This is a genomic window from Pseudomonas sp. BBP2017, from assembly GCF_003024385.1.
GTDB lineage: Bacteria > Pseudomonadota > Gammaproteobacteria > Pseudomonadales > Pseudomonadaceae > Aquipseudomonas.
The window spans coordinates 71,765-94,120 of sequence record NZ_PVZN01000016.1; the positions used below are offsets into that span (position 1 = coordinate 71,765).

Annotated in this window: 21 protein-coding genes; 6 read left to right on the forward strand and 15 right to left on the reverse strand. The window is 61.3% G+C overall.

Annotation, left to right across the window (positions count from 1 at the left end; genetic code table 11):
* Positions 1–60: 60 nt before the first annotated feature.
* The 11 genes from C6382_RS18635 to C6382_RS18685 form a co-directional block, all read right to left on the reverse strand.
* Entirely contained in the window at positions 61–705 is a 645-nt protein-coding gene (locus C6382_RS18635; RefSeq protein ID WP_107025831.1) for a methionine ABC transporter permease, read from the reverse strand.
* Positions 695–1,810: a methionine ABC transporter ATP-binding protein gene (locus tag C6382_RS18640; RefSeq protein ID WP_107025832.1), complete on the reverse strand. Its 1,116-nt coding sequence runs from the start codon at positions 1,808–1,810 to the stop codon at positions 695–697. The genes C6382_RS18635 and C6382_RS18640 overlap by 11 nt, the downstream gene beginning before the upstream one ends.
* Position 1,811: 1 nt before the next feature.
* Complete coding sequence (locus C6382_RS18645; protein ID WP_107025833.1) at positions 1,812–2,615, reverse strand: MetQ/NlpA family ABC transporter substrate-binding protein; 804 nt, start codon at positions 2,613–2,615, stop codon at positions 1,812–1,814.
* Complete coding sequence (locus C6382_RS18650) at positions 2,608–3,993, reverse strand: LLM class flavin-dependent oxidoreductase (protein ID WP_107025834.1); 1,386 nt, start codon at positions 3,991–3,993, stop codon at positions 2,608–2,610. The genes C6382_RS18645 and C6382_RS18650 overlap by 8 nt, the downstream gene beginning before the upstream one ends.
* Entirely contained in the window at positions 3,993–5,198 is a 1,206-nt protein-coding gene (locus tag C6382_RS18655) for an SfnB family sulfur acquisition oxidoreductase (protein ID WP_107025835.1), read from the reverse strand. Before C6382_RS18655 ends, C6382_RS18650 begins: the two co-directional genes overlap by 1 nt.
* Positions 5,199–5,219: 21 nt before the next feature.
* Positions 5,220–6,461, reverse strand: coding sequence for an SfnB family sulfur acquisition oxidoreductase (locus C6382_RS18660; protein ID WP_107025836.1), 1,242 nt, complete (start codon positions 6,459–6,461; stop codon positions 5,220–5,222).
* A 174-nt stretch (positions 6,462–6,635) separates the two neighbouring features.
* Positions 6,636–7,358, reverse strand: a complete 723-nt coding sequence (locus tag C6382_RS18665) for a hypothetical protein (RefSeq protein WP_146146919.1) — start codon at positions 7,356–7,358, stop codon at positions 6,636–6,638.
* A 170-nt stretch (positions 7,359–7,528) separates the two neighbouring features.
* On the reverse strand, positions 7,529–8,290 hold the full coding sequence (tcyN, locus tag C6382_RS18670; protein ID WP_107025838.1) for an L-cystine ABC transporter ATP-binding protein TcyN: 762 nt from the start codon (positions 8,288–8,290) through the stop codon (positions 7,529–7,531).
* 6 nt (positions 8,291–8,296) lie between these two features.
* Positions 8,297–8,962 carry a cystine ABC transporter permease gene (tcyL, locus tag C6382_RS18675; protein WP_107025839.1) on the reverse strand — a complete coding sequence of 222 codons (666 nt, stop codon included), beginning with the start codon at positions 8,960–8,962 and terminating at the stop codon, positions 8,297–8,299.
* Positions 8,959–9,753, reverse strand: a complete 795-nt coding sequence (gene tcyJ / locus C6382_RS18680) for a cystine ABC transporter substrate-binding protein (RefSeq protein WP_107025840.1) — start codon at positions 9,751–9,753, stop codon at positions 8,959–8,961. Before tcyJ ends, tcyL begins: the two co-directional genes overlap by 4 nt.
* A 107-nt stretch (positions 9,754–9,860) precedes the next feature.
* Positions 9,861–10,859: a D-cysteine desulfhydrase gene (locus C6382_RS18685; protein ID WP_107025841.1), complete on the reverse strand. Its 999-nt coding sequence runs from the start codon at positions 10,857–10,859 to the stop codon at positions 9,861–9,863.
* 294 nt (positions 10,860–11,153) lie between these two features.
* Here C6382_RS18685 and epsC point away from each other — a divergent pair, with 294 nt between their 5' ends.
* Together epsC and betT are read left to right on the forward strand one after the other, a co-directional pair.
* Positions 11,154–12,086: a serine O-acetyltransferase EpsC gene (gene epsC, locus C6382_RS18690; protein ID WP_107025842.1), complete on the forward strand. Its 933-nt coding sequence runs from the start codon at positions 11,154–11,156 to the stop codon at positions 12,084–12,086.
* A 212-nt stretch (positions 12,087–12,298) separates the two neighbouring features.
* Entirely contained in the window at positions 12,299–14,260 is a 1,962-nt protein-coding gene (betT, locus tag C6382_RS18695; protein WP_178082797.1) for a choline transporter BetT, read from the forward strand.
* 69 nt (positions 14,261–14,329) lie between these two features.
* Here betT and tauD read toward each other — a convergent pair whose 3' ends face one another.
* The 4 genes from tauD to tauA are packed head-to-tail and all read right to left on the reverse strand — an operon-like array spanning position 14,330 to position 17,803.
* Positions 14,330–15,163, reverse strand: a complete 834-nt coding sequence (gene tauD, locus C6382_RS18700) for a taurine dioxygenase (RefSeq protein WP_107025844.1) — start codon at positions 15,161–15,163, stop codon at positions 14,330–14,332.
* Positions 15,164–15,182: 19 nt separating this feature from the next.
* Positions 15,183–16,022, reverse strand: coding sequence for a taurine ABC transporter permease TauC (tauC, locus tag C6382_RS18705; protein ID WP_107025845.1), 840 nt, complete (start codon positions 16,020–16,022; stop codon positions 15,183–15,185).
* A complete protein-coding gene (gene tauB / locus C6382_RS18710) occupies positions 16,019–16,813 on the reverse strand; it encodes a taurine ABC transporter ATP-binding subunit (protein ID WP_107025846.1) in 795 nt (264 codons plus the stop codon). The genes tauC and tauB overlap by 4 nt, the downstream gene beginning before the upstream one ends.
* Before the next feature lie 12 nt (positions 16,814–16,825).
* The gene (gene tauA, locus C6382_RS18715; protein WP_107025847.1) at positions 16,826–17,803 is read right to left on the reverse strand and encodes a taurine ABC transporter substrate-binding protein; all 978 of its coding nucleotides are present in this window, start codon (positions 17,801–17,803) and stop codon (positions 16,826–16,828) included.
* A gap of 549 nt (positions 17,804–18,352) precedes the next feature.
* On the opposite strand from tauA, the gene C6382_RS18725 reads away from it, so the two are divergent.
* The 4 genes from C6382_RS18725 to C6382_RS18740 all read left to right on the forward strand — a co-directional run bounded on the left by C6382_RS18725 (position 18,353) and on the right by C6382_RS18740 (position 22,348).
* A complete protein-coding gene (locus C6382_RS18725) occupies positions 18,353–19,699 on the forward strand; it encodes an OprD family porin (RefSeq protein WP_107025849.1) in 1,347 nt (448 codons plus the stop codon).
* Positions 19,700–19,857: 158 nt separating this feature from the next.
* Positions 19,858–20,496: a peroxiredoxin gene (locus C6382_RS18730; protein WP_107025850.1), complete on the forward strand. Its 639-nt coding sequence runs from the start codon at positions 19,858–19,860 to the stop codon at positions 20,494–20,496.
* 200 nt (positions 20,497–20,696) lie between these two features.
* Positions 20,697–21,290: an NADPH-dependent FMN reductase gene (gene ssuE, locus C6382_RS18735; RefSeq protein WP_107025851.1), complete on the forward strand. Its 594-nt coding sequence runs from the start codon at positions 20,697–20,699 to the stop codon at positions 21,288–21,290.
* Between the two features lie 92 nt (positions 21,291–21,382).
* A complete protein-coding gene (locus C6382_RS18740) occupies positions 21,383–22,348 on the forward strand; it encodes a sulfonate ABC transporter substrate-binding protein (protein WP_107025852.1) in 966 nt (321 codons plus the stop codon).
* Positions 22,349–22,356 lie beyond the last annotated feature (8 nt).

A 22,356-nucleotide genomic window follows, 5' to 3' on the forward strand; every position in this document is an offset into this window, starting at 1 on the left:
GGCAGACAGACCGCTATCGCGGGGCAAGCCCACCCACCGGTAGCCCCTTCAAGCGGTAGGTCAGCGTTTGTTCAAACCTGTGGCCAGCCGGTCACCACCTAGCTGGATCAAGGCCACCAGCACCACCAGCATGACAATCACGGTGAGCATGATCTGGCTGTCGAAACGCTGGTAGCCATAGCGGTAAGCGATGTCGCCCAGGCCACCCGCGCCGATGGCACCAGCCATGGCCGAGGAGTTGATCATGGTCACCAGGGTGATGGTGAAACCGCCGACGATGCCTGGCAGGGCCTCGGGCAGCAATACGTGCCAGACGATATGCCAGCGTCGGCAACCCATGGCCTGGGCGGCTTCGATCAGGCCATGGTCGACTTCGCGCAAGCTGACTTCGGCGATCCGCGCAAAGAACGGCGTGGCGGCAATGGTCAGTGGCACCACCGCAGCCCAGACGCCATAGGTAGTACCGACGATCAGGCGGGTGAAGGGGATCAGCGCGACCATCAGGATCAGGAACGGGATCGAGCGGAACAGGTTGACGAAGGCCCCGAGCACCCGGTTCAGGGTCGGCGCCTGGTAAATCCCGCCCTTGCCGCTGGTGACCAGGATCACCGCCAACGGTATCCCGGCAAGTAACGCGATCAGCGATGACACACCGACCATCAGCAGGGTATCGAGTACACCCTGGAGCAAGCGATCAGTCCACATAACCCAGCACCTCTACCTGCGTGGCCCATTGCCGGGCACGTTGAATTATCTGTTCATGGCTGTGCGGGGAGTTGGTCACCGACAGCACCAGCCGCCCCAGCGGTCTGCCTTGAATGGCCTCGATGCCGCCTTGCAGCAAACGGACCTGGCCACCGAGGCTGGTGAGCAATGTGGATAACTCTGGGGCCTGTTGATCACTGCCGCTGATCTTGAGATCCAGTACCAGGCCTGCTTCGGCGCTGTTTGCCTGGGGCTGCGGAAGGCTCTGCAAGCGGCTCGGCAAGGCTGCTTGCAAAGGCGCAAGCAAGGTCTTGCTGACATCATGCTGAGGATCGCCGAAGACCCGCCAGACCGCGCCCTGCTCAACGACGCGTCCGCGTTCGAGCACCACCACCCGCTGGCAGATATCGCGGATCACCGCCATTTCGTGGGTAATCAGTACGATGGTCAGGCCCAGGCGCTGGTTGATGTCGCGCAGCAGTTCAAGAATCGACGCCGTGGTTTCCGGGTCGAGTGCCGAAGTGGCTTCATCGCAGAGGAGGATATCCGGATCGTGGACCAGCGCCCGGGCGATGCCGACACGCTGCTTTTGCCCACCTGACAACTGCGCCGGATAGGCGTGGTGTTTCTGTTCCAGGCCGACCAGTTCCAGCAACTCGGCGACCTTGCGCTGGCGTTGGGCCTTGGGCACACCGGCAACCTTGAGCGGCAGTTCGACGTTCTGCCACACCGTCTTGGCCGACATCAGGTTGAAGTGCTGGAAGATCATGCCGATGCGTCGGCGCAGTTGTACCAGGCGGTCTTCGTCGAATTCGCCGATATCGATCTGGTCGATCAGCACCCGGCCAACGCTCGGTTGCTCGAGACGATTGATGGTGCGGATCAGCGACGATTTGCCGGCACCACTGCGGCCGATGATGCCGAAAATTTCGCCGCGCTGGATGTTCAGGTCGATGGCTTCAAGCGCCGGCGTGGCTTGCCCCGGATATGTCTTGCCCAGGCCGATAAAGCGCACATGGGCGCTGCTCAGCTCAGGCCGCAGGACTCGCTGTTGAGCCTGAAGCTGCGATGCCGAAGAGGGCGAACGGGCGGTGGCGGCGCTCATCTCAGCTCTCCCAGCCCGGTTGGTAAAGCTTGCCGTGGGCTTTGTCGAGCGCGGCACGGACTGCAGGCGAGTGCTGGTAGATGTCGATGAATTTGGCCAGGCGCGGATCGTCCTTGTTCTGCGGGCGGATGACGAACTGGATCACGTACTCCTTGTGATCTAGGCCGTCGAACAGCAGGGCCGAGGTGGCATCGAACGTATTGGCCAGGCGGATGTAGGCCGGGTAACCCTGGACCAGGTCGGCATCATCGTAGGCACGCACCAGTTGCACGGCTTCGACCTGGAGGATTTTCAACTGTTTGGGATTGGCGATGATGTCTTCTTCGGTGGCCTTGTAGCCCACGCCGGGTTTGAGGGTGATCAGGCCGGCCTTGGCCAGCAGTTGCAGGCCGCGGCCGCTGTTGATCGGGTCGTTGGCGATGGCCACGCTGGCGCCCTGTGGCAACTCATCAAAGCTCTTGTACTTTTTCGAGTACAGGCCGACGTTGTTGATGATCCCCGATGCATAGGGCACCAGATCAAAACCGGCCGCAGCCTTGGCGTTTTCCAGGAACGGGATGTGCTGGAAGTAATTCACATCGATGTCACCGCTGGCCAGGCTGACGTTTGGCGCGATCCAGTCGCTGAACTCGATCAGTTCGACATTCAGCCCCTGTTTCTTCGCTTCACTGACGGCCGCTTCCAGCGGGATGGCGAAGGCTGCGGTGGTGCCGACTTTTAACGCATCGGCGGCCTGGCTGCTGCCAATCAGAGCGAGGGTCAGAGCCAGGGCCGCAACGGGGCGGGCAAGTAAGGTCTTAAGCATGCTGTAGCGCTCCGGTCGGGGTGGTGTGGCGATAGCTGGCGCCGGGATGGTCGGCGGGCAGCAGGGGCTGGTCACTGGCGAAGAGTTTTTCGCGCAGGCTGCCTGGCTCGTAGGCGGTCTTGTAGGAGCCTCGGCATTGCAACTCGGGGATCACTAGGTCGATGAAATCGACATAGCTTTCCGGGGTTACGGTGCGGGTCAGGTTGAAGCCGTCCAGGCCGGTTTCGGCGATCCAGCTTTCCAGCTCGTCGGCGACCTGGGCCGGCGAGCCGACCAGGGTGATGTAGCGCCCGCCAAGAGCGTGCTGGTCGAGCAGTTTGCGCCGGGTCCAGTCGTTGTTCTGCAGGGTCTTGGTCGCCGACTGGATGGCGTTGCTTTTGATGTACTGGATCGGATCGTCCAGTGCGTACGCGGAAAAGTCGATGCCGGTGGAACTGGCAAAGTGCGCAACACCCGCTTCGGCGCTGGCGTAATGCAGGTACTCGGCGTGCTTGGCCCAGGCTTGTTCCTCGGTATGTGCGACGATCACGGTCAGGCCCATGAACACTTTGATCGCCTCGGGATCACGGCCAGCGGCCATTGCAGCTGCACGGACCTTGTCGACCTGGGCACGGGTACCGGCCTTGGTCTGGCCGCTGATGAACACACACTCGGCATGGTTGCCGGCAAAGCCCAGGCCGCGCTCGGAGCTGCCGGCCTGGAACAGCACCGGGGTGCGTTGTGGCGAGGGTTCGCACAGGTGATAGCCTTCGACCCGGTAGAACTCGCCCTGGTGCTGCACCTTGTGCACTTTGTCCGGGCGGGCGTAGACCCGCTGCTGGCGATCATTGGTTACTGCGCCGTCTTCCCAGCTGCCCTCCAGCAGTTTGTACAGCACCTGCATGTACTCGTCGGCCTGATCATAGCGGCGGTCGTGTTCTGCTTGTTGTTCAAGACCCATGGCCCGGGCGGCACTGTCCAGATAACCGGTGACGATGTTCCAGCCCACGCGGCCGCGGCTCAGGTGATCGAGGGTCGAGAGCTTGCGGGCGAACAGATAGGGTTGCTCGTAGGTCAGGTTGGCGGTCAGGCCGAAGCCCAGGTGACGGGTCACCGCAGCCATGGCCGACACGAGCAGCAACGGGTCGTTGACCGGCAACTGGATAGACTCCTTGAGCGGCACCTCGACGTTGTTCTGGTAAACATCGTAAACACCGACGATGTCGGCGATGAACAGCCCGTCGAACAGCCCGCGCTCAAGCAACTGGGCCAGCTCGGTCCAGTACTCCAGAGTCTTGTACTGGGTGGAGGTGTCGCGCGGGTGAGTCCACAGGCCGTGGTTGATGTGGCCAATGCAGTTCATGTTGAAGGCATTGAGGAGGATTTTCTTCTTGGCCATCAGATGGTCCCCCGCAGCGGTGGGTTTTCATCGTTGAGGTAGTAGTTGCCGATGGCGTGGTACTTCCAGCGCACCGGGTCGTGCAGGGTATGCACACGGGCATTGCGCCAGTGGCGATCCAGGCCATGTTCGGCGAGGGTGGCCTGGCTGCCCGCCAGTTCGAACAGGGTGCTGCCGGCAGCCAGGGAGATTTCGGTGCTGATCGCCCGGGCTTCGGCGACGGCGATGGAGGCGGCGGCCACGGTGCTGGCGTTGGGTTCGGTCTGGGCTTGGTCGAGGTACTCGCCGGCGCGTTCGAGCAGAGCCTCGGCGGCGTGCACACGGATCGCCAGGTGACCGAAGGACTTCAGGGTCAGCGGGTCGTCGCTGGCTTTGTCGATGCCGGAGTCGATCCACGGCCGACTGCGGGTACGCACGAACTGCAGGGCGTCTTCATAGGCGGCGCGGGCGATACCGGTGTCGATCGCAGCGTGGAGGATCTGCGCCAGCGGGCCGACCGTGGTCGGTCGTTCGAAGGCGCTCTGGAAGGGCACCACGTCCTCGGCGGCGACCCGGACATTCTCGAACAGCACCGAGCCGCTGCCGGTAGTGCGCTGGCCAAAGCCGCTCCAGTCGTCGACCACCTGTAGCCCGGCGCTGTCAGCAGGGACAAATACCAGTTGCTGCACACCCTGCTCGTCGACCACGGAAGTCGGTATGCGCTGGGCATAGAGGGCGCCGGTGGCGTAGAACTTGCGCCCGTTGATGCGGTAGCCGTCACCGTCACGGCTCAGTGCGGTGGTGCGCTCGTGGGCGGTTTTGGTGCCAAGTTCGGCCAGGGCGTTACCGAAGCGTTTGCCGGCCAGTACTTCGGCGTACAGGCGCTGCTGTTGCCGCGGGCTACCATTTACCCGCAGCACTTCCAGGGCATAGAAATGGTTTTGCGGAATCTGGCCCAGGGAGGCGTCGGCCTGGGCGATGCGCGCGATCACTTTGGCCAGGGTGACGTTGGAGACACCGGCGCCGCCAAAGGCTTTGGGGACGCTGATGGCCCACAGGCCGGAGCGCGAAAACAGCGTCAGTTCCGGGTGTGGCAGGCGGCGTTCGCGGTCGCGCAGGATGCTGTCGCGGCGCAGTTCGACAGCCAGTTCTTCGGCAATTTGCAACGCCTGGGCGTCAGTGTGGATGACCGCGACGTTTTCGTGCGGTTGTGGCAGAAGGCTCATAAATAGGCTCCAGTGCTCTGGTCAGATCCAGGAATGCCGGGCAGGCAAGGTAGCGTTGAGGTGATAGGCGCCAACGGCGTGGTATTTCCAGCGCACCGGGTCGTGGAGTGTGTGTACGCGGGCATTGCGCCAGTGCCGGTCGAGGTTGAACGCGGCGAGGGTGGCGCGGCTGCCGGCCAGTTCGAAGAGTTTCTCGCTGGCCTGCAAGGCGATTTCGGTGGTCAGCACCTTGGCTTCGGCCACGGCAATCGAAGCCTGGGCTGCCGAGGAGGCATCCACAGGCGCGGCGTTGACCTCATCGAGAATGCGCGCAGCCTTGCTCAACAAGGCCTGGGCAGCGTGCAGCTCAAGTTGCAGGCGACCGATATCGGCGATCACATAGAGGTCATCACTGGCGCGCTCGACCTTGGCATCGATCCAGGGCCGCGACTTTTCCCGCACAAAGGCGATGGCGTCGGCGACCGCCGCTTCGGCGATGCCGGCATCGATGGCGGCCTGGATCAATTGCGAAGCGGCGCCCTGGATGTTCGGTACCTCGCTCTGGCGCCAGTTATCGATCACCAGTTCGGCATCGACCTGAACCCGGTCCAGCAGCACGGTGCCGCTGGCCGTGGTGCGCTGACCGAAGCCGGACCAGTCATCGACGATGCGCAGCCCTGGCGTGCCGCGCCGGACGAAGGCCATGACCTGGCGGCCGTCATCGTTCAGTGCTTTGACCGCTACCCAGTGGGCGAACAGCGCACCGGTGGAATAGAACTTCTGGCCACTGAGCACATAGTGATCACCCTCGCGGGTGATCCGCGCCTTGAGCTCCAGGGTGTGCTTGCTGCCGCGTTCGGGGCCGGCATTGCCGATCCGCCAGCCGTCGAGTACCGATTTGAACAGCAGGTCCTTCTGCCGCTCGCTGGCGGTGCCTTTGAGCAACTGCAGGATGCCGAACTGGTTTTGCGGGATTTGCCCCAGCGCCGGGTCGGCGGCGCTGATGATGCGAAACACTTCGGCGATGGTGACAAACGACACCTGGGCGCCGCCGTAAGCGCGGGGAATGGAAATGCTGCCCAGGCCACTGCGGGTGAACTGTTCGACTTCTGCCCAGGGCAGCTTGCGTTGCTGGTCGCGTCGAGCGGCCTGGTGGCGGGCAACTTCAGCCAGCTCATGGGCGGCCTGCAAGGCCTCAGCGTCGCTGCGCAGCACTTTGGCCGGCAACAGCAACGGAGCGCTGTCGAGATCACTGTGGACGTTGGTATCTGCCAGACTGGACATCAGTGCCGCTCCTTGGCTGCACTCAATGCCCTGGCGTTACGCACTGGGGTGATTGTGTTCCTGACCATACCTAACCTCACGTATTGAAGAGGTCGGCGCGGGCTGCGCCGACTGAAATGCGCTGGTCCGGTGGTCCGGTTCATATACCCTAATGCTGTATAAAAATTAAATAAACTAACTTGTAGGAATATGCATAGAAGTACTCGACGGTCGCCCGGAAAACACTCTCAGATGCACTGCCGGCGCCCACTGCGAGCGGTTGCCGACCCGGTCGAGAATGCAGTAACTCAGTTCCAGATGTGGGTCGGGACCGTTTTCCTCGATCAATGTCAGGGGAATCCTGGCCTGCAGCGGCTGGCCGACCTGGCACTTGCTCACGCTAGGCAAATCCACGCGCAGGTCGCCCCAGCGCAAGGTGATCCGGTCACCTTCGGCCATGTTCCGGTAAGGCGCCAGGGTGCAGGGCAGGTCGTTGTTCAGGGTGTGCAGAAACAGGCCCTCGCGACGTAAGCGGCCTGCCAGCTGCAATGGCTGCAAGTGCTCGTGGGGGCTGTTGCCTCCAGGGCAGTCGAGTTTTACCAGGACCTGTAGTTCGGGTGAGCGCAGCGGGTGGTCGCCGGGTTTGAGCAGGCGGTAATGCAGGCGGTGGATACCGTTGTGCAGCAAGCTGGCGGGTATGCACAGGTCGATGCTGCCATCCGGCTCATGGGCTTGCAGGGTGTGGGCGCCGACAAAGCGCTGGCCCCAGAACAAGGTCAGCAGATCGCCGGCTTCCATGGGCGGTTGGATCGGCACGCGTGCATGTAATCGCGCGGCGCTGTGGCATCCAATACCGGCAGCATTGATGCCGGGGAGGATAGGTGGGGAAAGTTCGGGTCCTTGGCTGACATTGGGCATGGCGCGCATCCTTGGCATGAGCATCTGCTGGATTGGCGGTTATTGGCCACCCGACGCGCAGGATCAAGCCCGCACGCTGCCATTTGGCCGCTGGCGGAAAACTTCGGAACGGGACTACACCCACAGGGAAAACCTGCGGGCGAGAGTGGGTATGGCGTCTGGTGGGGAACTCAGTACCCGGTGTTCTGGACGCCGAGGAACTTGCCGAGGAACTGTCGGGTTCGCTCTTCCCGGGGATGAGCAAACAGCGCCCTGGCTTCACCCTGTTCGACAATCACGCCCTTGTCGAAAAAGATCACCCGGTTGGCGACATCGCGGGCGAAGCTCATTTCATGCGTGACGATGATCATCGTGCGCTTTTCTTCGGCCAGGCCGCGGATGGTTGCCAGCACTTCGCCGACCAGTTCCGGGTCCAGGGCCGAGGTCGGTTCGTCGAACAGAATCACCTCGGGCTCCATGGCCAGGGCCCGGGCAATCGCCACCCGTTGCTGCTGGCCGCCGGATAGTTTGCGCGGATACGACGCCTCTTTGCCCGCCAGGCCAACTTTGGCCAATAGCTTCATGCCCAGGGCCAGGGCTTGCTCATGCGGGGTCTTCTTGACCACCAGTGGTCCTTCGATAACGTTTTCCAGCGCCGTGCGATGGGGAAACAGGTTGAAATTCTGGAACACGAAACCGACCTGCTGGCGCAGTTTGCGGATCAATCCTTGCTGTTTGGTCAGGGGCAGGTTGGCATCGATCGTCACATCACCGACCTGGATACGGCCGCTGCTCGGCGTTTCCAGCAGGTTCAGGCAGCGCAGGAAGGTGGTTTTGCCGGAACCGCTGGGGCCGATGATGGCAATGACTTCGCCGGCCTCGACCTTCAGGCTGATGTCGTTCAGGACCGTCTGGCCATTGAACTGCTTGCTCAGTCGCTCTACCACGATCATGACGCATTACTCCTGGTCGTGCCGGTTGACCCGCGCTTCCAGGCGGTTCTGCAGGTGTGCGAGAACGCTGGCCAGCACCCAGTAGATCAGTGCGGCGGCAAGGTACATGGTGAAGACTTCGAAGGTGCGCGCGGTGATCAGCTGCGCCTGGCGGAACAGCTCCGGCACCTGGATGGTCGCGGCCAGGGCGGTGTCCTTGACCAGTGAAATGAAACTGTTGCCCAACGGCGGCAGCGCGGTGCGCGCCGCCTGGGGCAGGATGGCCCGGCGCATGGCCTGGCCACGGGTCATGCCGATACTGGCGGCGGCCTCCCACTGACCGCGGTCGATGGAGCCGATCGCGGCGCGCAGGATTTCACAGGCATAGGCGGCCATGTTCAGCGAGAAGCCGATCAGCGCCGCCGGTAGCGGGTCCAGCTCCAGGCCTACCTGGGGCAGGCCGTAATAGATCACGAACAGCTGCACCAGCAGCGGGGTGCCGCGAAAGAACGACACATAGACCCGTGCGATCCAGCTCACCAGCTTGATGCGTGACAGGCGCATCAGGGCCAGGGCAAAGCCCAGCAGCAAGCCGAAGAACATTCCGCCGAGGCTGAGAATGACGGTGAAGTACGCACCCTTGAGCAGGAAGGGCGCGCTGTCCAGCGCAAGCTGCAGGCTGTCTTCGATCATTTAGTCACATCGGCGCCGAAGTACTTCTCAGAGAGCTTGGCCAGGGTGCCGTCGGCGCGCAGCTTGTCCAGTGCCTTGTTGATGGCGTCGAGCAGTTCAGGCTCGCCCTTGCGCAGGGCGATACCGGCTTCCTGACGCGAGAACGCGTCACCGGCAGCGGTAGTGTCCTTGGCTTTTTTGGCGTATTCCAGAGCGGCCAGGCGGTCGATCAGGATGGCGTCGATACGGCCGACACGCAGTTCCTGGAACTTGGTCGGATCGTCTTCGTAGGTGCGCACGTCAGCGGTAGGTACATTGGCTTTGACCCACTGTTCGTAGTTGGTGCCCAGGCCTACCCCGACCTTCTTGCCGCCCAGGTCGGCTGCGGATTTGATGTTCAGCTCGGAGGCCTTTTTCGTCAGCACCAGCGCCTGGATGCCGGAAACGGTGTAGGGCTCGGAGAAGTCGTACTTCTTCTTGCGCTCCTCGGAGATGGTCACCTGGTTCACCACGGCGTCCAGGCGTTTGGACTCCAGGGCAGCCAGGATGCCATCCCACTTGGTTGGCTGGATCTTCGCCTTGACGCCCAGCTCCTTGGCCAGGGCCTCTGACAGCTCCACTTCAAAACCTGAAAGTTTGCCGCTCTCGTCGACGTAGCTGAACGGCGGGTAGGTGCCTTCCAGGCCGATGTTGATTACCCCCTTGTCCTTGATGGTTTTCAGCTGCTCGCCAGCAACCGCCTGACCGAGCAGACTGGCGCCCAGCAGCAGGGCGACGCCCGCATTGAGAAGCTGTTTAGCGATTACTGTCATGACGAAGCCCCAATGTTGTTGTGTAGTGGTTGGCGACTATAGGGTGACGCTAATAGGCTTAAAAATAATATAAATTCATTTTCTTATATTATTTATGAATATTACATTCAGCTATTCCAGACCTCAGGGTAGGCGAATAATGCCGGTGCCCCACCGGTATGCAGGAAAATCAGCGGGCCATCGTCGAAACGCTGGCGGGCAATACCGTCGAGCAGGCCGGCCATGGCCTTGCCGGTGTACACCGGGTCCAGTAATAAACCTTCCTGGCTTGCCAGCAGGCGAATCGCGGCGAGGGTGCCGGCGTTCGGTTCGCCATAACGCGGGGCGAAGTACTCGTCCCAGAGTTCGATCTTGAATGTCTCGGGCAGGCGAATGCCCAGCAGTTCGGCGGTACGCTCGGCCAGCCCCTCGACTTTTGGCCGCTGCGCTTCGTCACTGCGCGACACGGTAACGCCGATCACCGGCAACTGTGGCAATTTCTCGGCCAGGGCGATGGCCAGGCCGCTATGGGTGCCGGCACTGCCGGAGGCGAGGATCACCCCGGCGAACTGTTCACCGCAGTGCTCGATCTGGGCGGCCAGCTCCAGGCCGGCGCGCACATAACCCAGCGCACCGAGCGCGTTGGAGCCGCCAATAGGCATGATGTAGGGTTTGCGCCCGCTGGCGTGCAGGCGCACGGCCAGGGCTTGCAGTTGCTCGTCGGCATTGTCGAGGTTATCCACAAGCTCGACCTTGGCGTCGAACAACTCCAGCAGCAGGCGGTTGCCGTTGTGCTGGTAATTGAGCGAGTCAGTGCCGATCGGGTTTTCCAGCAGGGCCACGCAGCCGAGGCCGAGTTTGGCCGCCAGGGCAGCAGTCTGGCGCACATGGTTGGACTGGATCGCCCCGGCCGTGACCAAGGTATCGGCACCCTTGCTCAAGGCATCGGCGGCCAGGTATTCGAGTTTGCGCAGCTTGTTGCCGCCCAGGGCAAGGGGTGTGCAGTCGTCGCGTTTGGCATAAATGTCGCGGCCCGCCCAGGCCGAGAGGCGGTGCAGCTTTTCCAGCGCGGTCGGCGCGCCAAGCAGGTCCAGACGATTGAAGCGGGAGAGCTGTCGGTCGATCATGGCAATACATCTGCAAGGGAAAATCCGACTATAGGCAGCACTGGGCCGGTGGGCAACTCCCGGCCCTGTAAGCGGTGGTGGGACCGGGCTTCTGTGGGAGCGGGCTTGCCCCGCGATAGCGTTTTGTCTGGTCGATCGCATCGCGAGGCAAGCTCGCTCCTACCGGCTTATGCCGGCTTTATTGCGTTTTGGAATAAAGGGTTATTTTTTCTCTCGCGGCCATTTGCCGTAAAGTGAGCGTCTATCTGGCGGCCTTCTCATTCCATTACCGCCGCCGCGGCAGGAGACGTAACCGTGAGCGAAAACGCGCAGACAGGGCATTGGCAACTGCAGGGCATTGTTGCCGGCTTGCGTAGCGCCCGTGACAAGTGGCGCAGCAGCAATGGTCGTAGTAGTGGTGAGCAGGGTGGTCGCGAACTGCCTTCGCGCGAAGCCATGCGTCACATCCTCGAGCAATTGTGCGGGGCGCTGTTTCCCATGCGCCTGGGGCCGGTGGACCTGCGTGAGGAAAGCGAAGATTTTTACGTCGGGCATACCCTCGATTCGGCCCTGACCGCCTTGCTGGCCCAGGCGCGCCTGGAATTGCGCTATGTTGCTCGTCACGGCAAGTGCAACACCGCCGACGTTGACGCCACGGCACTGCGTTTGATCCAGGACTTCGCTGCCGCGTTGCCGGGCCTGCGCAGTGTGCTCGACACCGATGTGCTGGCAGCCTTTCACGGCGACCCGGCGGCGCGCAGCGTCGATGAAGTGTTGCTGTGCTACCCGGGAATCCTGGCGGTGATCCATCACCGTCTGGCCCATCACCTTTACCGCTCCGGCCTGCCTTTGCTGGCACGGATCAGCTCGGAGCTGGCGCATTCGGCCACCGGTATCGACATCCATCCGGGTGCCCAGATCGGCAAAAGCTTCTTCATCGACCATGGCACCGGTGTGGTGATCGGCGAAACGGCAATCATCGGCGAGCGGGTGCGCATTTATCAGGCCGTGACCCTGGGGGCCAAACGCTTCCCGGCGGATGAGGACGGGCAATTGCAGAAGGGCCATCCGCGCCACCCGATCGTCGAGGACGACGTGGTGATTTATGCCGGTGCGACTATTCTGGGACGCATCACCATTGGCAAGGGTTCGACCATCGGCGGCAACGTCTGGTTGACCCGCAGTGTGGCCCCGGGCAGCAACCTGACCCAGGCCAATCTGCAGCACGATGACGGGACCCAGAAGTAGCCGATCCAGGGCTTGGATTGCGGCATTGGGTCGCATTGCGGACCCCATCCATGTTTAACTTGAACGCTTGTTCAAGTTAAAACGGTGGTCCGCTGCCGGCGTTCAACAGGAGGACACCCTTTGCTGAACCCGTTCAATCCAAGCCTTTTCCCTCATATCGAGGTGCACGTTCAATGAGTGCACCGAGTTCTTTACCTAGCGGCAAGATCCGCATGAATCCGCCGGTTTTCTATTTCGCGGCGAGCTTTATCCTGATTTTCGCACTGGTGGTCATCAGCAATCCGCAAGCGGCCGGTGAGTGGTTGCTGGCGGCACAGAACTGGGCGGCCAATACGGTCGGCTGGTACTACATGCTGGCGATGACCCTGTACCTGGTCTTCGTGGTGGTCACCGCCTTGTCCGGCTACGGCAAGATCAAGCTCGGTGCCGACCACGACGAACCCGAGTTCAGCTACCTGTCGTGGGCCGGCATGCTGTTCGCCGCCGGTATCAGCATTACCTTGTTCTTCTTTTGCGTCTCCGAACCCCTGACCCACATGCTTCAGCCACCCCAGGGTGAAGCCGGAACGGTCGAGGCCGGGCGTCAGGCGATGCAGTTGCTGTTTCTGCATTGGGGCCTGCACGGCTGGGGCGTGTTCGCCTTCGTCGGCATGGCCCTGGCCTATTTCGCCTATCGCCACAACCTGCCGCTGGCCCTGCGTTCGGCGCTGTACCCGCTGATCGGCAAGCGTATCAACGGGCCGATTGGCTATGCTGTGGATGGCTTCGGCATCATCGCCACGGTGTTCGGCCTGGGTGCCGACATGGGCTTTGGCGTGCTGCACCTGAACTCGGGCCTGGATTACCTGTTCGGCATTCCCCACGCCCAGTGGGTGCAGGTGGTGCTGATCACCCTGATGATGGGCGCGGCGGTGGCGGTTGCCGTGGCCGGGGTCGAGAAGGGCGTGCGGGTGATGTCCGACATCAACATGTTCCTGGCCTGCGGGCTGTTGCTGTTCGTCCTGTTCGCCGGGCCCACCCAGCACCTGTTCAATACCTTGATCCAGAACCTGGGTGACTACCTGGGCGCGTTGCCGAGGAAGAGTTTCGATGTGTATGCCTATAACGAAGCCAGAGACTGGCTGGGTGGCTGGACCGTGTTCTACTGGGCCTGGTGGATTGCCTGGGCGCCCTTTGTCGGGCTGTTCATTGCGCGGATCTCCCGTGGCCGGACCATCCGTGAGTTCGTCTTCGGTGTGCTGCTGATCCCGCTGGGTTTCACCCTGGCGTGGATGTCGATCTTCGGCAACAGCGCAATGTCGCAGGTACTCGATCACGGCATGACCGCGCTGGGCCAGTCGGCTATCGACAACCCCTCGATGACCCTCTACCTGCTGCTGGAAACTTATCCCTGGAGCAAGACGGTCATCGCCGTCACGGTGTTCATCAGCTTTGTGTTCTTTGTCACCTCGGCCGACTCCGGCACCGTGGTGCTGTCGACCTTGTCCGCCCGTGGCGGCAATGCCGACGAAGACGGGCCGAACTGGCTGCGGGTGTTCTGGGGGGCAATGACTGCCCTGGTGACCATCGGCCTGTTGTTCGCCGGCAGCATCGACTCATTGAAATCGGCGGTGGTGCTTACTTCGTTGCCGTTCTCGGTGATTCTCCTGGCGATGATGTGGGGCCTGCACAAGGCGTTTTACCTGGAGTCGCAGCGCCAGATTGCACAGATGCATTCGCTGGCGCCGTTCGCCAACTCGCGCCGTGGCCGCGGTGGCTGGCGTCAGCGTCTGAGCCAGGCGGTGCATTTCCCGTCGCGCGACGAAGTCTACCGGTTCATGGATGACGTGGTGCGACCGGCGATAGCCGAGGTGACCGAGGTGTTCGTTGAGAAGGGCCTGAACGTCATTACCCAGGAAGACCCGAGCCATGACAACGTCAGTCTGAAGATCGGTCATGGAGAGGAGCAGCCCTTCATTTATCAGGTGCAGATGCGTGGCTACTTCACGCCATCATTTGCCTTGGGCGGGCTGGGCAGCCAGGAATTGAAGAACCGTCGTTACTATCGCGCCGAGGTGCATCTGAGCGAAGGCAGCCAGGACTATGACCTGGTGGGCTACAGCAAGGAGCAGATCATCAACGACATCCTTGATCAGTACGAACGGCATATGCAGTTTTTGCATTTGGTGCGTTAAGAGCATCGCGGGGCAAGCCCGCTCCCACCGAGATTCGCTGTGGGAGCGGGCTTGCCCCGCGATCAATAGTCAGAACGGCGCATCCCCGAGAATCGTTGCCCGATGCATCACCCGCCGCTGTGGCCGGTAGTCGTCCACCGCGTAATGCTGGGTCACGCGGTTGTCCCAGAAGGCCACGTCATGCTCCTGCCAGCGCCAGCGGATGGTGAACTCCGGCCGTGTGGTATGGGCGAACAGCAACTTCAGTATCGCCTCGCTTTCCGCCTCGCTCAGCTCATTTATCCTCGTGGTGAAACCGTCATTGACGAACAGCGACTGGCGCCCGCTCACCGGGTGGGTGCGGATCACCGGGTGTGACAACGGCGGGTTGTTGCGCCGCGTCGTCTCCCAGCGTTGCAGGTCTTCGGGCGTGGTGCCGAAGCGCTCGAGTGGGAAGGATTTGGTGAAATCATGGGTCGCGGTCAGCCCGTCGAGCAATTGCTTGAGCGGTGCCGACAAGGCCTCGAAGGCTGCGATGCCGCTGGCCCACAAGGTATCGCCACCATAGCTCGGCAGTTGCTTGGCGCTGAGGACCGCACCCAATGCCGGGGTCGGCAGGAAGGTCACGTCGGTGTGCCAGATGGCGTTGTCGCGCACGTCTGTCACGGCGGTGTCGAGGACCAGCACCTGCGGGGTTTCCGGCACGTTGGGGTAGATCGGATGAATATGCAGGTCGCCAAAGCGCGCGGCGAACGCCGCCTGCTGCTGCGGGTTGATCGGCTGGTCACGGAAGAACAGCACCTGATGCTTGAGCAGGGCCTGCTCGAGGGTGTCACGTTGTTCGTCGTTGATCGCGCGGCTGAGGTCGATACCGCTGATCTGTGCGCCGAGTGCAGTGCTCAGCGGGGTAATGGTCAGGCTCATGGCTATTCTCGATGGCTCTTCAATGACTCTGGCCGTGCCAGGGCACCAGTTTGCGCTGCAGGGCGCGCAGCCCCATTTCCAGGGCAAAGGCGATCAGCGCGATCACCAGGATGCCCAGCACCACTACATCGGTAACCAGAAACTGCGCAGCCGACTGGACCATGAAGCCCAGGCCGCTGGTGGCGGCAATCAGCTCGGCGGCGACCAGGGTCGACCAGCCCACGCCCAGGCCGATGCGTACACCGGTGAGGATCTCGGGCAGGGCGCTGGGCAGGACGACATGGCGGATCAGCTGGGCCCGGGAAGCCCCCAGGGATTGCGCCGCCCGCAGCTTGCTCGGATCGACCGTGCGCACGCCGGTGGCGGTGGCAATGGCAATCGGGGCGAAGATTGCCAGGTAGATCAGCAATACCTTCGACAGCTCACCAATGCCGCACCAGATCACAATCAGTGGCAGGTAGGCCAGGGGCGGAATAGGGCGGTAGAACTCGATCAGCGGATCGAGAATGCCGCGGGCAATTCGGTTGTGGCCGATAGCGATGCCGATCGGAATCGCTGTGACAATCGCCGCGCCCAGTGCCAGACCGATGCGTTCCAGGCTCGCGCCCAGGTGTTGCCACAGGGTTGACTCCATATAGCCCTGGGTCAGCAGCAACCAGGCCTTGCTCAGCACGGCCTCAGGGGACGGCAGGAACAACGGTTCGATCCACTCGGCGGCGGTCACCGCCCACCACAGCAGGAGCAGGGTGGCCAGGGTCAGGCCGCTGATCCAGCGGGTACTCAGGCTGCGGCGGATCTTTGCAGGCGGTGCAGAGGAAGTACTGCGTTTGGCCGCGACCGGCACTTCCAGGCTGCTCATGCGAACTCCTGCCGCACGGCGGCGCTACGTTGAGAAAACACCCGGCTCAGCACGTGCTCGCGGGTTTCGATAAAGCGCGGATCGGATTTGATCGCCCTGGCCGACTCGCCGGCGGCGTAACGCTGACCGAAATCCAGCTGCAGGCGTTCGACGATCTGCCCTGGATTGGGTGCCAGCAAGATCAGGTCGCTGGCGAGGAACACTGCTTCTTCGATGTCGTGGGTGATCAGTAACACCGGTTTGGCCGTGCGTTGCCAAACCTGCAGGAGCAACTCCTGCATCTGTTCACGGGTAAAGGCATCGAGGGCACCGAACGGCTCGTCCATCAACAGTACCCGCGGATCGGCGGCCAAGGCGCGGGCCAGACCTACACGTTGTTTCTGACCACCGGACAATTGCCAGATGCGCCGCGTGCCGAAGTCGGCCAGGTCAACCAGGGCGAGCATTTCCCGGGCCTTGCGTTCACGCTCGGGGCGCGGCACACCCGCCAGTTCCAGGCCGAAGGCAACGTTGGCCAGGACATCCTGCCAGGGCAGCAGGGCATCGTCCTGGAATACCACGCCGCGCTCGGCACTCGGGCCTTGCACCGGCACACCATCGAGGCTGATGCGTCCGGCACTGGGCGTGACGAATCCGGCGATCAGATTGAGCAGCGAGGTCTTGCCGCTGCCCGACGGGCCGAGGGCCACCAGCAACTGCTGTGGGCCCAGGCTCAGGTTGATATCGGCCAGCACCGGTTCGGCTGCGCCGGGGTACTGTGCGCTGATGCGCTCCAGCTCAAGCAATGCCATGACGAGCTCCGATCAGTTGGCGATGAACTTGGCGCTGACGTACGGCGCGTAGTCCGGCAGTACCGCTTCAACCTTGCCCTGTTCCTTGAGGAAGGTGGCGGTGGCGGTGATGGCCTGGGTGGTCGGTGCACCGAGTGCGGCAAGCTGCTCGGCTGCCAGCGGGAACACGTTGCCTTGCAGCAGGGCCGGAATGTCCGTGGCTTTGGCGCCGGAGAGCTTGACCAGTTTGTCGACGTTACTCTGATCGGCCAGCCAGGCTTGTGGGTCTTTGCGGTAGTCGGCGTAGGCATCGAGGGTGACGTTGGCGAAGGCCGTGACGATTTCCGGGTGCTTGGCGGCAAAGTCCTTGCGCACGATCCAGGCATCGAAGGTCGGTGCGCCTTTCTCGGCCAGTTCGCCGGAGGTGATCAGCACCTTGCCGTTTTCCTTGGCCACACCCAGGGCCGGGTCCCAGACGTAGGTGGCGTCAATGTCACCGCGTTTCCAGGCGGCGATGATCGCCGGTGGCGCGAGGTTGAGGATCTGTACCTTGGCCGGGTCGATATTCCACTGTTTAAGCGCGGCCAGCAGGCTGTAATGACCGGTTGAAACGAACGGCACGGCGATTTTCTTGCCGATCAGGTCCTGGGGCGAGTTGATCCCGGCGCCTTCGCGCGCCACCAGGGCTTCGGCGGCGCCGATCTGGGTGGCAATCAGGAAGGTTTCCACCGGCAGCTTGCGGGTCGCGGCGGCCGCCAGGGGGCTGGAACCGAGGTAGCCAATCTGCACGTCGCCGGAGGCCACGGCGGTGATCACATCGGCGCCACTGTCGAACTTGCGCCAGTCGATGCTGGCCTTGCTGGCTTTTTCATAGTCGCCGTTGACCTGGGCAACTTTCGCCGGGTCGACAGTAGTCTGGTAGGCAACGGTCAGGTCAGCCGCCTGAGCGAACCAGCTGGCGCCAGCCAGGGTCAGGGCGGCGAACAGGCGCAGCGGAGCATGCAGGGTCATGGTGAACTCCTTGTCAGGCGGTCGGTGGGGAAGCCATGGCTGAAAGACTAAGTGATCTAAGAAATGTAAAATAAATAACTTTTTAGCATTAGCTTAGGAGCCAATCGCTTTAAGTGACCGGGCGTGCGCGGGAGCGGTCGTCTTCCAAACCTGACGGTGGTCAATGCCAAGGCCTGCAGAAAACGAAAGGATGAGGTCGAGCTGCAGAAGGGGGGCGGTGGGTAAATGCGGCGCCTCAAAGCTAAACGATCTAAAAATCTGCAAGCAAATAGCCTTTAGGAATTTGCGCATGTGCCGATAATGGCAGCGGAGAAATTTCTGTCCATATTCCGTAATAATCTGAAAAATTACGAAATAAGTCTTTTTGGATTTATAGGATTGTCATTATCCTTGGCCCAAGGGTTGGCGCATTAGACCAAAGTCGTGAAACGAATAGTTACGATTGACGTGACAGTCACGCTTTGGTGCTAATCGCCAATCGACGTCGAGCAGGGCGATAGATCCTGCCGTAAGCGACACACAAGAATTAGAAACGTAGAGGAGCAAAACATGTACAAGTCGACCTTGGCATTCGCCGTGGCCGTAGGGGTTCTGGCCCAGCAAGCGAATGCCGCCGGTTTCGTTGAAGACAGCAAGTTGTCGGTTAGTTCGCGGACCATGTATTTCGATAACGATAACCGCGAGCTCCATGGCAAAAACGCCGACAACCGTGAATCTGGCCAGGGCTTTAAGCTCGACTACATCTCGGGCTTCACCGAGGGGCCCGTTGGTTTCGGTGTTGATGCGCAAGCCCTGTGGGGTATTCACCTGGATGGCGGTAAAGGCCACCACCCGGATAGCAGCACCTTCTTCCCAAGCGACACCGATAAATCGGCTGAGAGCCAGTGGGGGCGCTTTGGTGCCAATGCCAAAGCACGTTTCTCCAAGACTGAAGCTCACTTCGGTAGCGCCCTGGCACCTACCCTGCCAATCCTCGTAGCGAACGATGGCCGTCTGCTGCCGCAAACGTTTGAAGGTGGCACCATCCAGTCGAAGGAAATCGACAACCTGACCCTGAACGCCGGTCAGCTGACTCACGCCATGGGCCGTGCGTCGAGCAACCGTACCGGTCTGGCTGTTGCAGGTGGCACCCAGGACAGCAATAAGTTCCAGTTCGCCGGTGGCGACTGGAAGGTCACCAAAGACCTGACCCTGCAGTACTACTACGCGAACCTGGAAGACTACTACAAGCAGCACTTCCTGGGCCTGACCCACGTTTTCCCGATTGCTGACGACCAATCCTTCAAAACCGACCTGCGCTACTTCGACAGCAGCAGCGATGGCGCGAACAGTGATGGTGATGCTGATCACATCTTCAGCAACAACGGTGGCTATGCCAAGAACAAAGGCGAGGTCGATAACAAGACCTGGAGCGCCATGTTCACCTACACTTTGGGTGGTCACTCGTTCCTGCTCGGTCATCAGCAGGTCGGCGATGACGGTGGTTTCGTCTACCTGGGCCAAGGTGACGTCCTCAGAGATGGCACTACCCGCAACGAAGGCAACGGCGGCTCGAGCTTCTACCTGTTCACCGACAGCATGATCAACTCGTTTGTCCGTGCTGGCGAGAACACCACTTTCGGTCAGTACGCGTATGACTTCGCACGTCTGGGCGTGCCAGGCCTGAAGGCTTCGGTCAACTACCTGCGCGGTGATGACGTTCGCTACAAGTCCGGCAACGGTACGTATGACGAGTGGGAACGCGACGCGCGTGTCGATTACGTTATTCAGGAAGGCACCCTCAAAGGCTTGGGCGCCAGCCTGCGTCATGGCGTTTACCGTGGTGAAGGTTCCGAGTCCGCTCGCGACCAGGACCAAACCCGCCTGATCTTCAACTACACTTACAGCTTCATGTAAGTCCGGTTGAAACGAGAAGCCTCGCTTGATGCGAGGCTTTTTTGTGCCTGCTGATTTATAGGTTAAAAAGTTATAGATAAATCAATATTTATTCTTTTTGTTTTTATTCCAGTGCAGGCACAGTAACCCCATACCAAACCCAGCCAAGGAGCCGCACCATGAGCCTCAGACTCGGCGACATCGCCCCCGACTTCGAACAGGAATCCAGCGCCGGCAAGATCCGTTTCCATGAATGGCTGGGCAACAGCTGGGGCGTGCTGTTCTCGCACCCGGCCGATTTCACCCCGGTGTGCACCACCGAGCTTGGTTTTACCGCCAAGCTCAAGGAGCAGTTCGCCGAACGCGGGGTCAAGGCCATCGCCTTGTCGGTCGACCCGGTGGACTCCCACCAGCGCTGGATCGAAGACATCAACGAAACCCAGAACACCATCGTCAATTTCCCGATCCTGGCCGATGCCGACCGCAAGGTTTCCGACCTCTACGACCTGATTCATCCCAATGCCAGCGACACCCTGACGGTTCGTTCCTTGTTCGTCATCGACCCGAACAAGAAGATCCGCCTGACCATTACTTACCCGGCCAGTACCGGGCGCAACTTCCACGAGATCCTGCGGGTGATCGACTCGTTGCAGCTGACCGACAACCACAAGGTTGCCACGCCGGCCAACTGGCAGGACGGTGACGAGGTGGTGATCGTGCCCTCGCTCAAGGATGAAGACGAAATCAAGCAACGCTTTCCGAAGGGTTATCGGGCGGTCAAGCCATACCTGCGCCTGACCCCGCAACCCAACCGCTGATCTGTAGCCATAGCAGGGATTTTGGGCCGTTTCGACGGCCCTTTTTTATTTGGATCCGCGAAATTCCGCATAGACTATAAAGGAATATATAAATGATTAAATATGATTTATTGATATATGTATCAAGCTGTTAAGGTCACTCCATTCCAGCGAGCACGCAAACTCGCGGCCTTTTAGAACACGATCAAGGATGCGCTCCAATGCTGGTTGTTTCTCTCGGTGGTAGTCCCAGTCTGCGTTCACGCTCCGGTGTGCTGCTCGAGCGCAGCCGCCAGTGGTTGCAAGGCCAGGGCGTCGAAGTGGTGACTTTCCAGGTGCGCGACTTTCCAGCCGAAGACCTGCTGCATGCGCGTTTCGATAGCCCCAAAGTGCAGCACTTTCTGCAACTGGTAGAGCAGGCCGATGGCCTGGTGGTGGCGACGCCGGTCTACAAGGCGTCGTTTGCCGGGGCCTTGAAAACCCTGCTCGACCTGCTGCCTGAACGTGCCCTGAACCACAAGGTGGTATTGCCCATTGCCACCGGCGGCAGTATCGCCCACATGCTGGCGGTGGATTACGCGCTCAAGCCAGTGTTGTCCGCACTGAAGGCTCAGGAAACCCTGCAAGGGATCTTCGCGGATGACAGCCAGATTATCTATGGCGAAGGCAATACCGCCGCGCAACTGGCGCCGGTTCTGGAACAACGTCTGAACGAGTCGCTTGAACTGTTTCACAGTGCCCTGGCACGCCGACCGAAACCGGTCGCGCCCGGTGTGCTGAATGAGCGTCTGCTCAGTGCGCGCTGGAGCATCTGAGCCGCACCACCCGATTTTTGCAATTCCCACCTTACTCGCCCGCCAACGGGCAAGCAGGTGCAGCCTGAACCCAACAGCAAAAGGAGAGCGCTATGCGCACTGTCATTTTGCGTCGTGGTCTGGTCGCTCTGTTTGCTGCGGCTGTGTCCTTCGGCGCCATTACTCAAGCTCAGGCCCAAAGCCTGCGTATCGGTTATCAGAAATACGGCACCCTGGTGCTGCTCAAGGCCAAGGGCTCGCTGGAGAAGCGTTTGGCGGCCCAGGGCGTACAGGTGCAATGGACTGAATTCCCCGGCGGCCCGCAGTTGCTTGAGGGCCTGAACGTCGGTTCCATAGATTTCGGTGTGACCGGCGAAACCCCGCCGGTGTTCGCCCAGGCAGCCGGTGCAGATCTGCTGTATGTCGCCTATGAACCGCCAGCGCCGCACAGCGAAGCGATCCTGGTGCCCAAGGGCTCGCCGATCCAGTCGGTCAAGGAGCTCAAAGGCAAGAAAGTCGCGCTGAACAAAGGCTCCAACGTGCACTACCTGCTGGTGCGCGCTCTGGAGGATGCCGGCCTCAAATATACCGACATCCAGCCGGTGTTCCTGCCCCCTGCCGATGCCCGCGCCGCGTTCGAGCGTGGCAGCGTCGATGCCTGGGTGATCTGGGACCCCTATCAGGCCGCTGCCGAACAGCAGTTGCAGGCACGTACCCTGCGTGACGGCAAGGGCATCGTCGACAACCACCAGTTCTACCTGGCAACCAAACCCTATGCGCAGAAGCACCCTGAAGTGATCAACACACTGGTCGAGGAAGTGCGCGCCGTGGGCGAATGGTCCAAAGCCAACCCGCAGGAAGTCACCGACCAGGTCGCGCCGCTGCTTGGTCTGCCGACCGACATCACTCTGACCTCGGTCAAACGCCAGGGCTATGGCGCCCACTTCCTGACCCCGGACGTGGTCAGCGCCCAGCAGAAAATCGCCGACACCTTCCACACGCTCAAGCTGATTCCCAAGCCGCTCCGCATCAAGGATGTGATCTGGACTCCCCCGGCCAAGGTCGCCACTGCGCCTTGACGATTCGC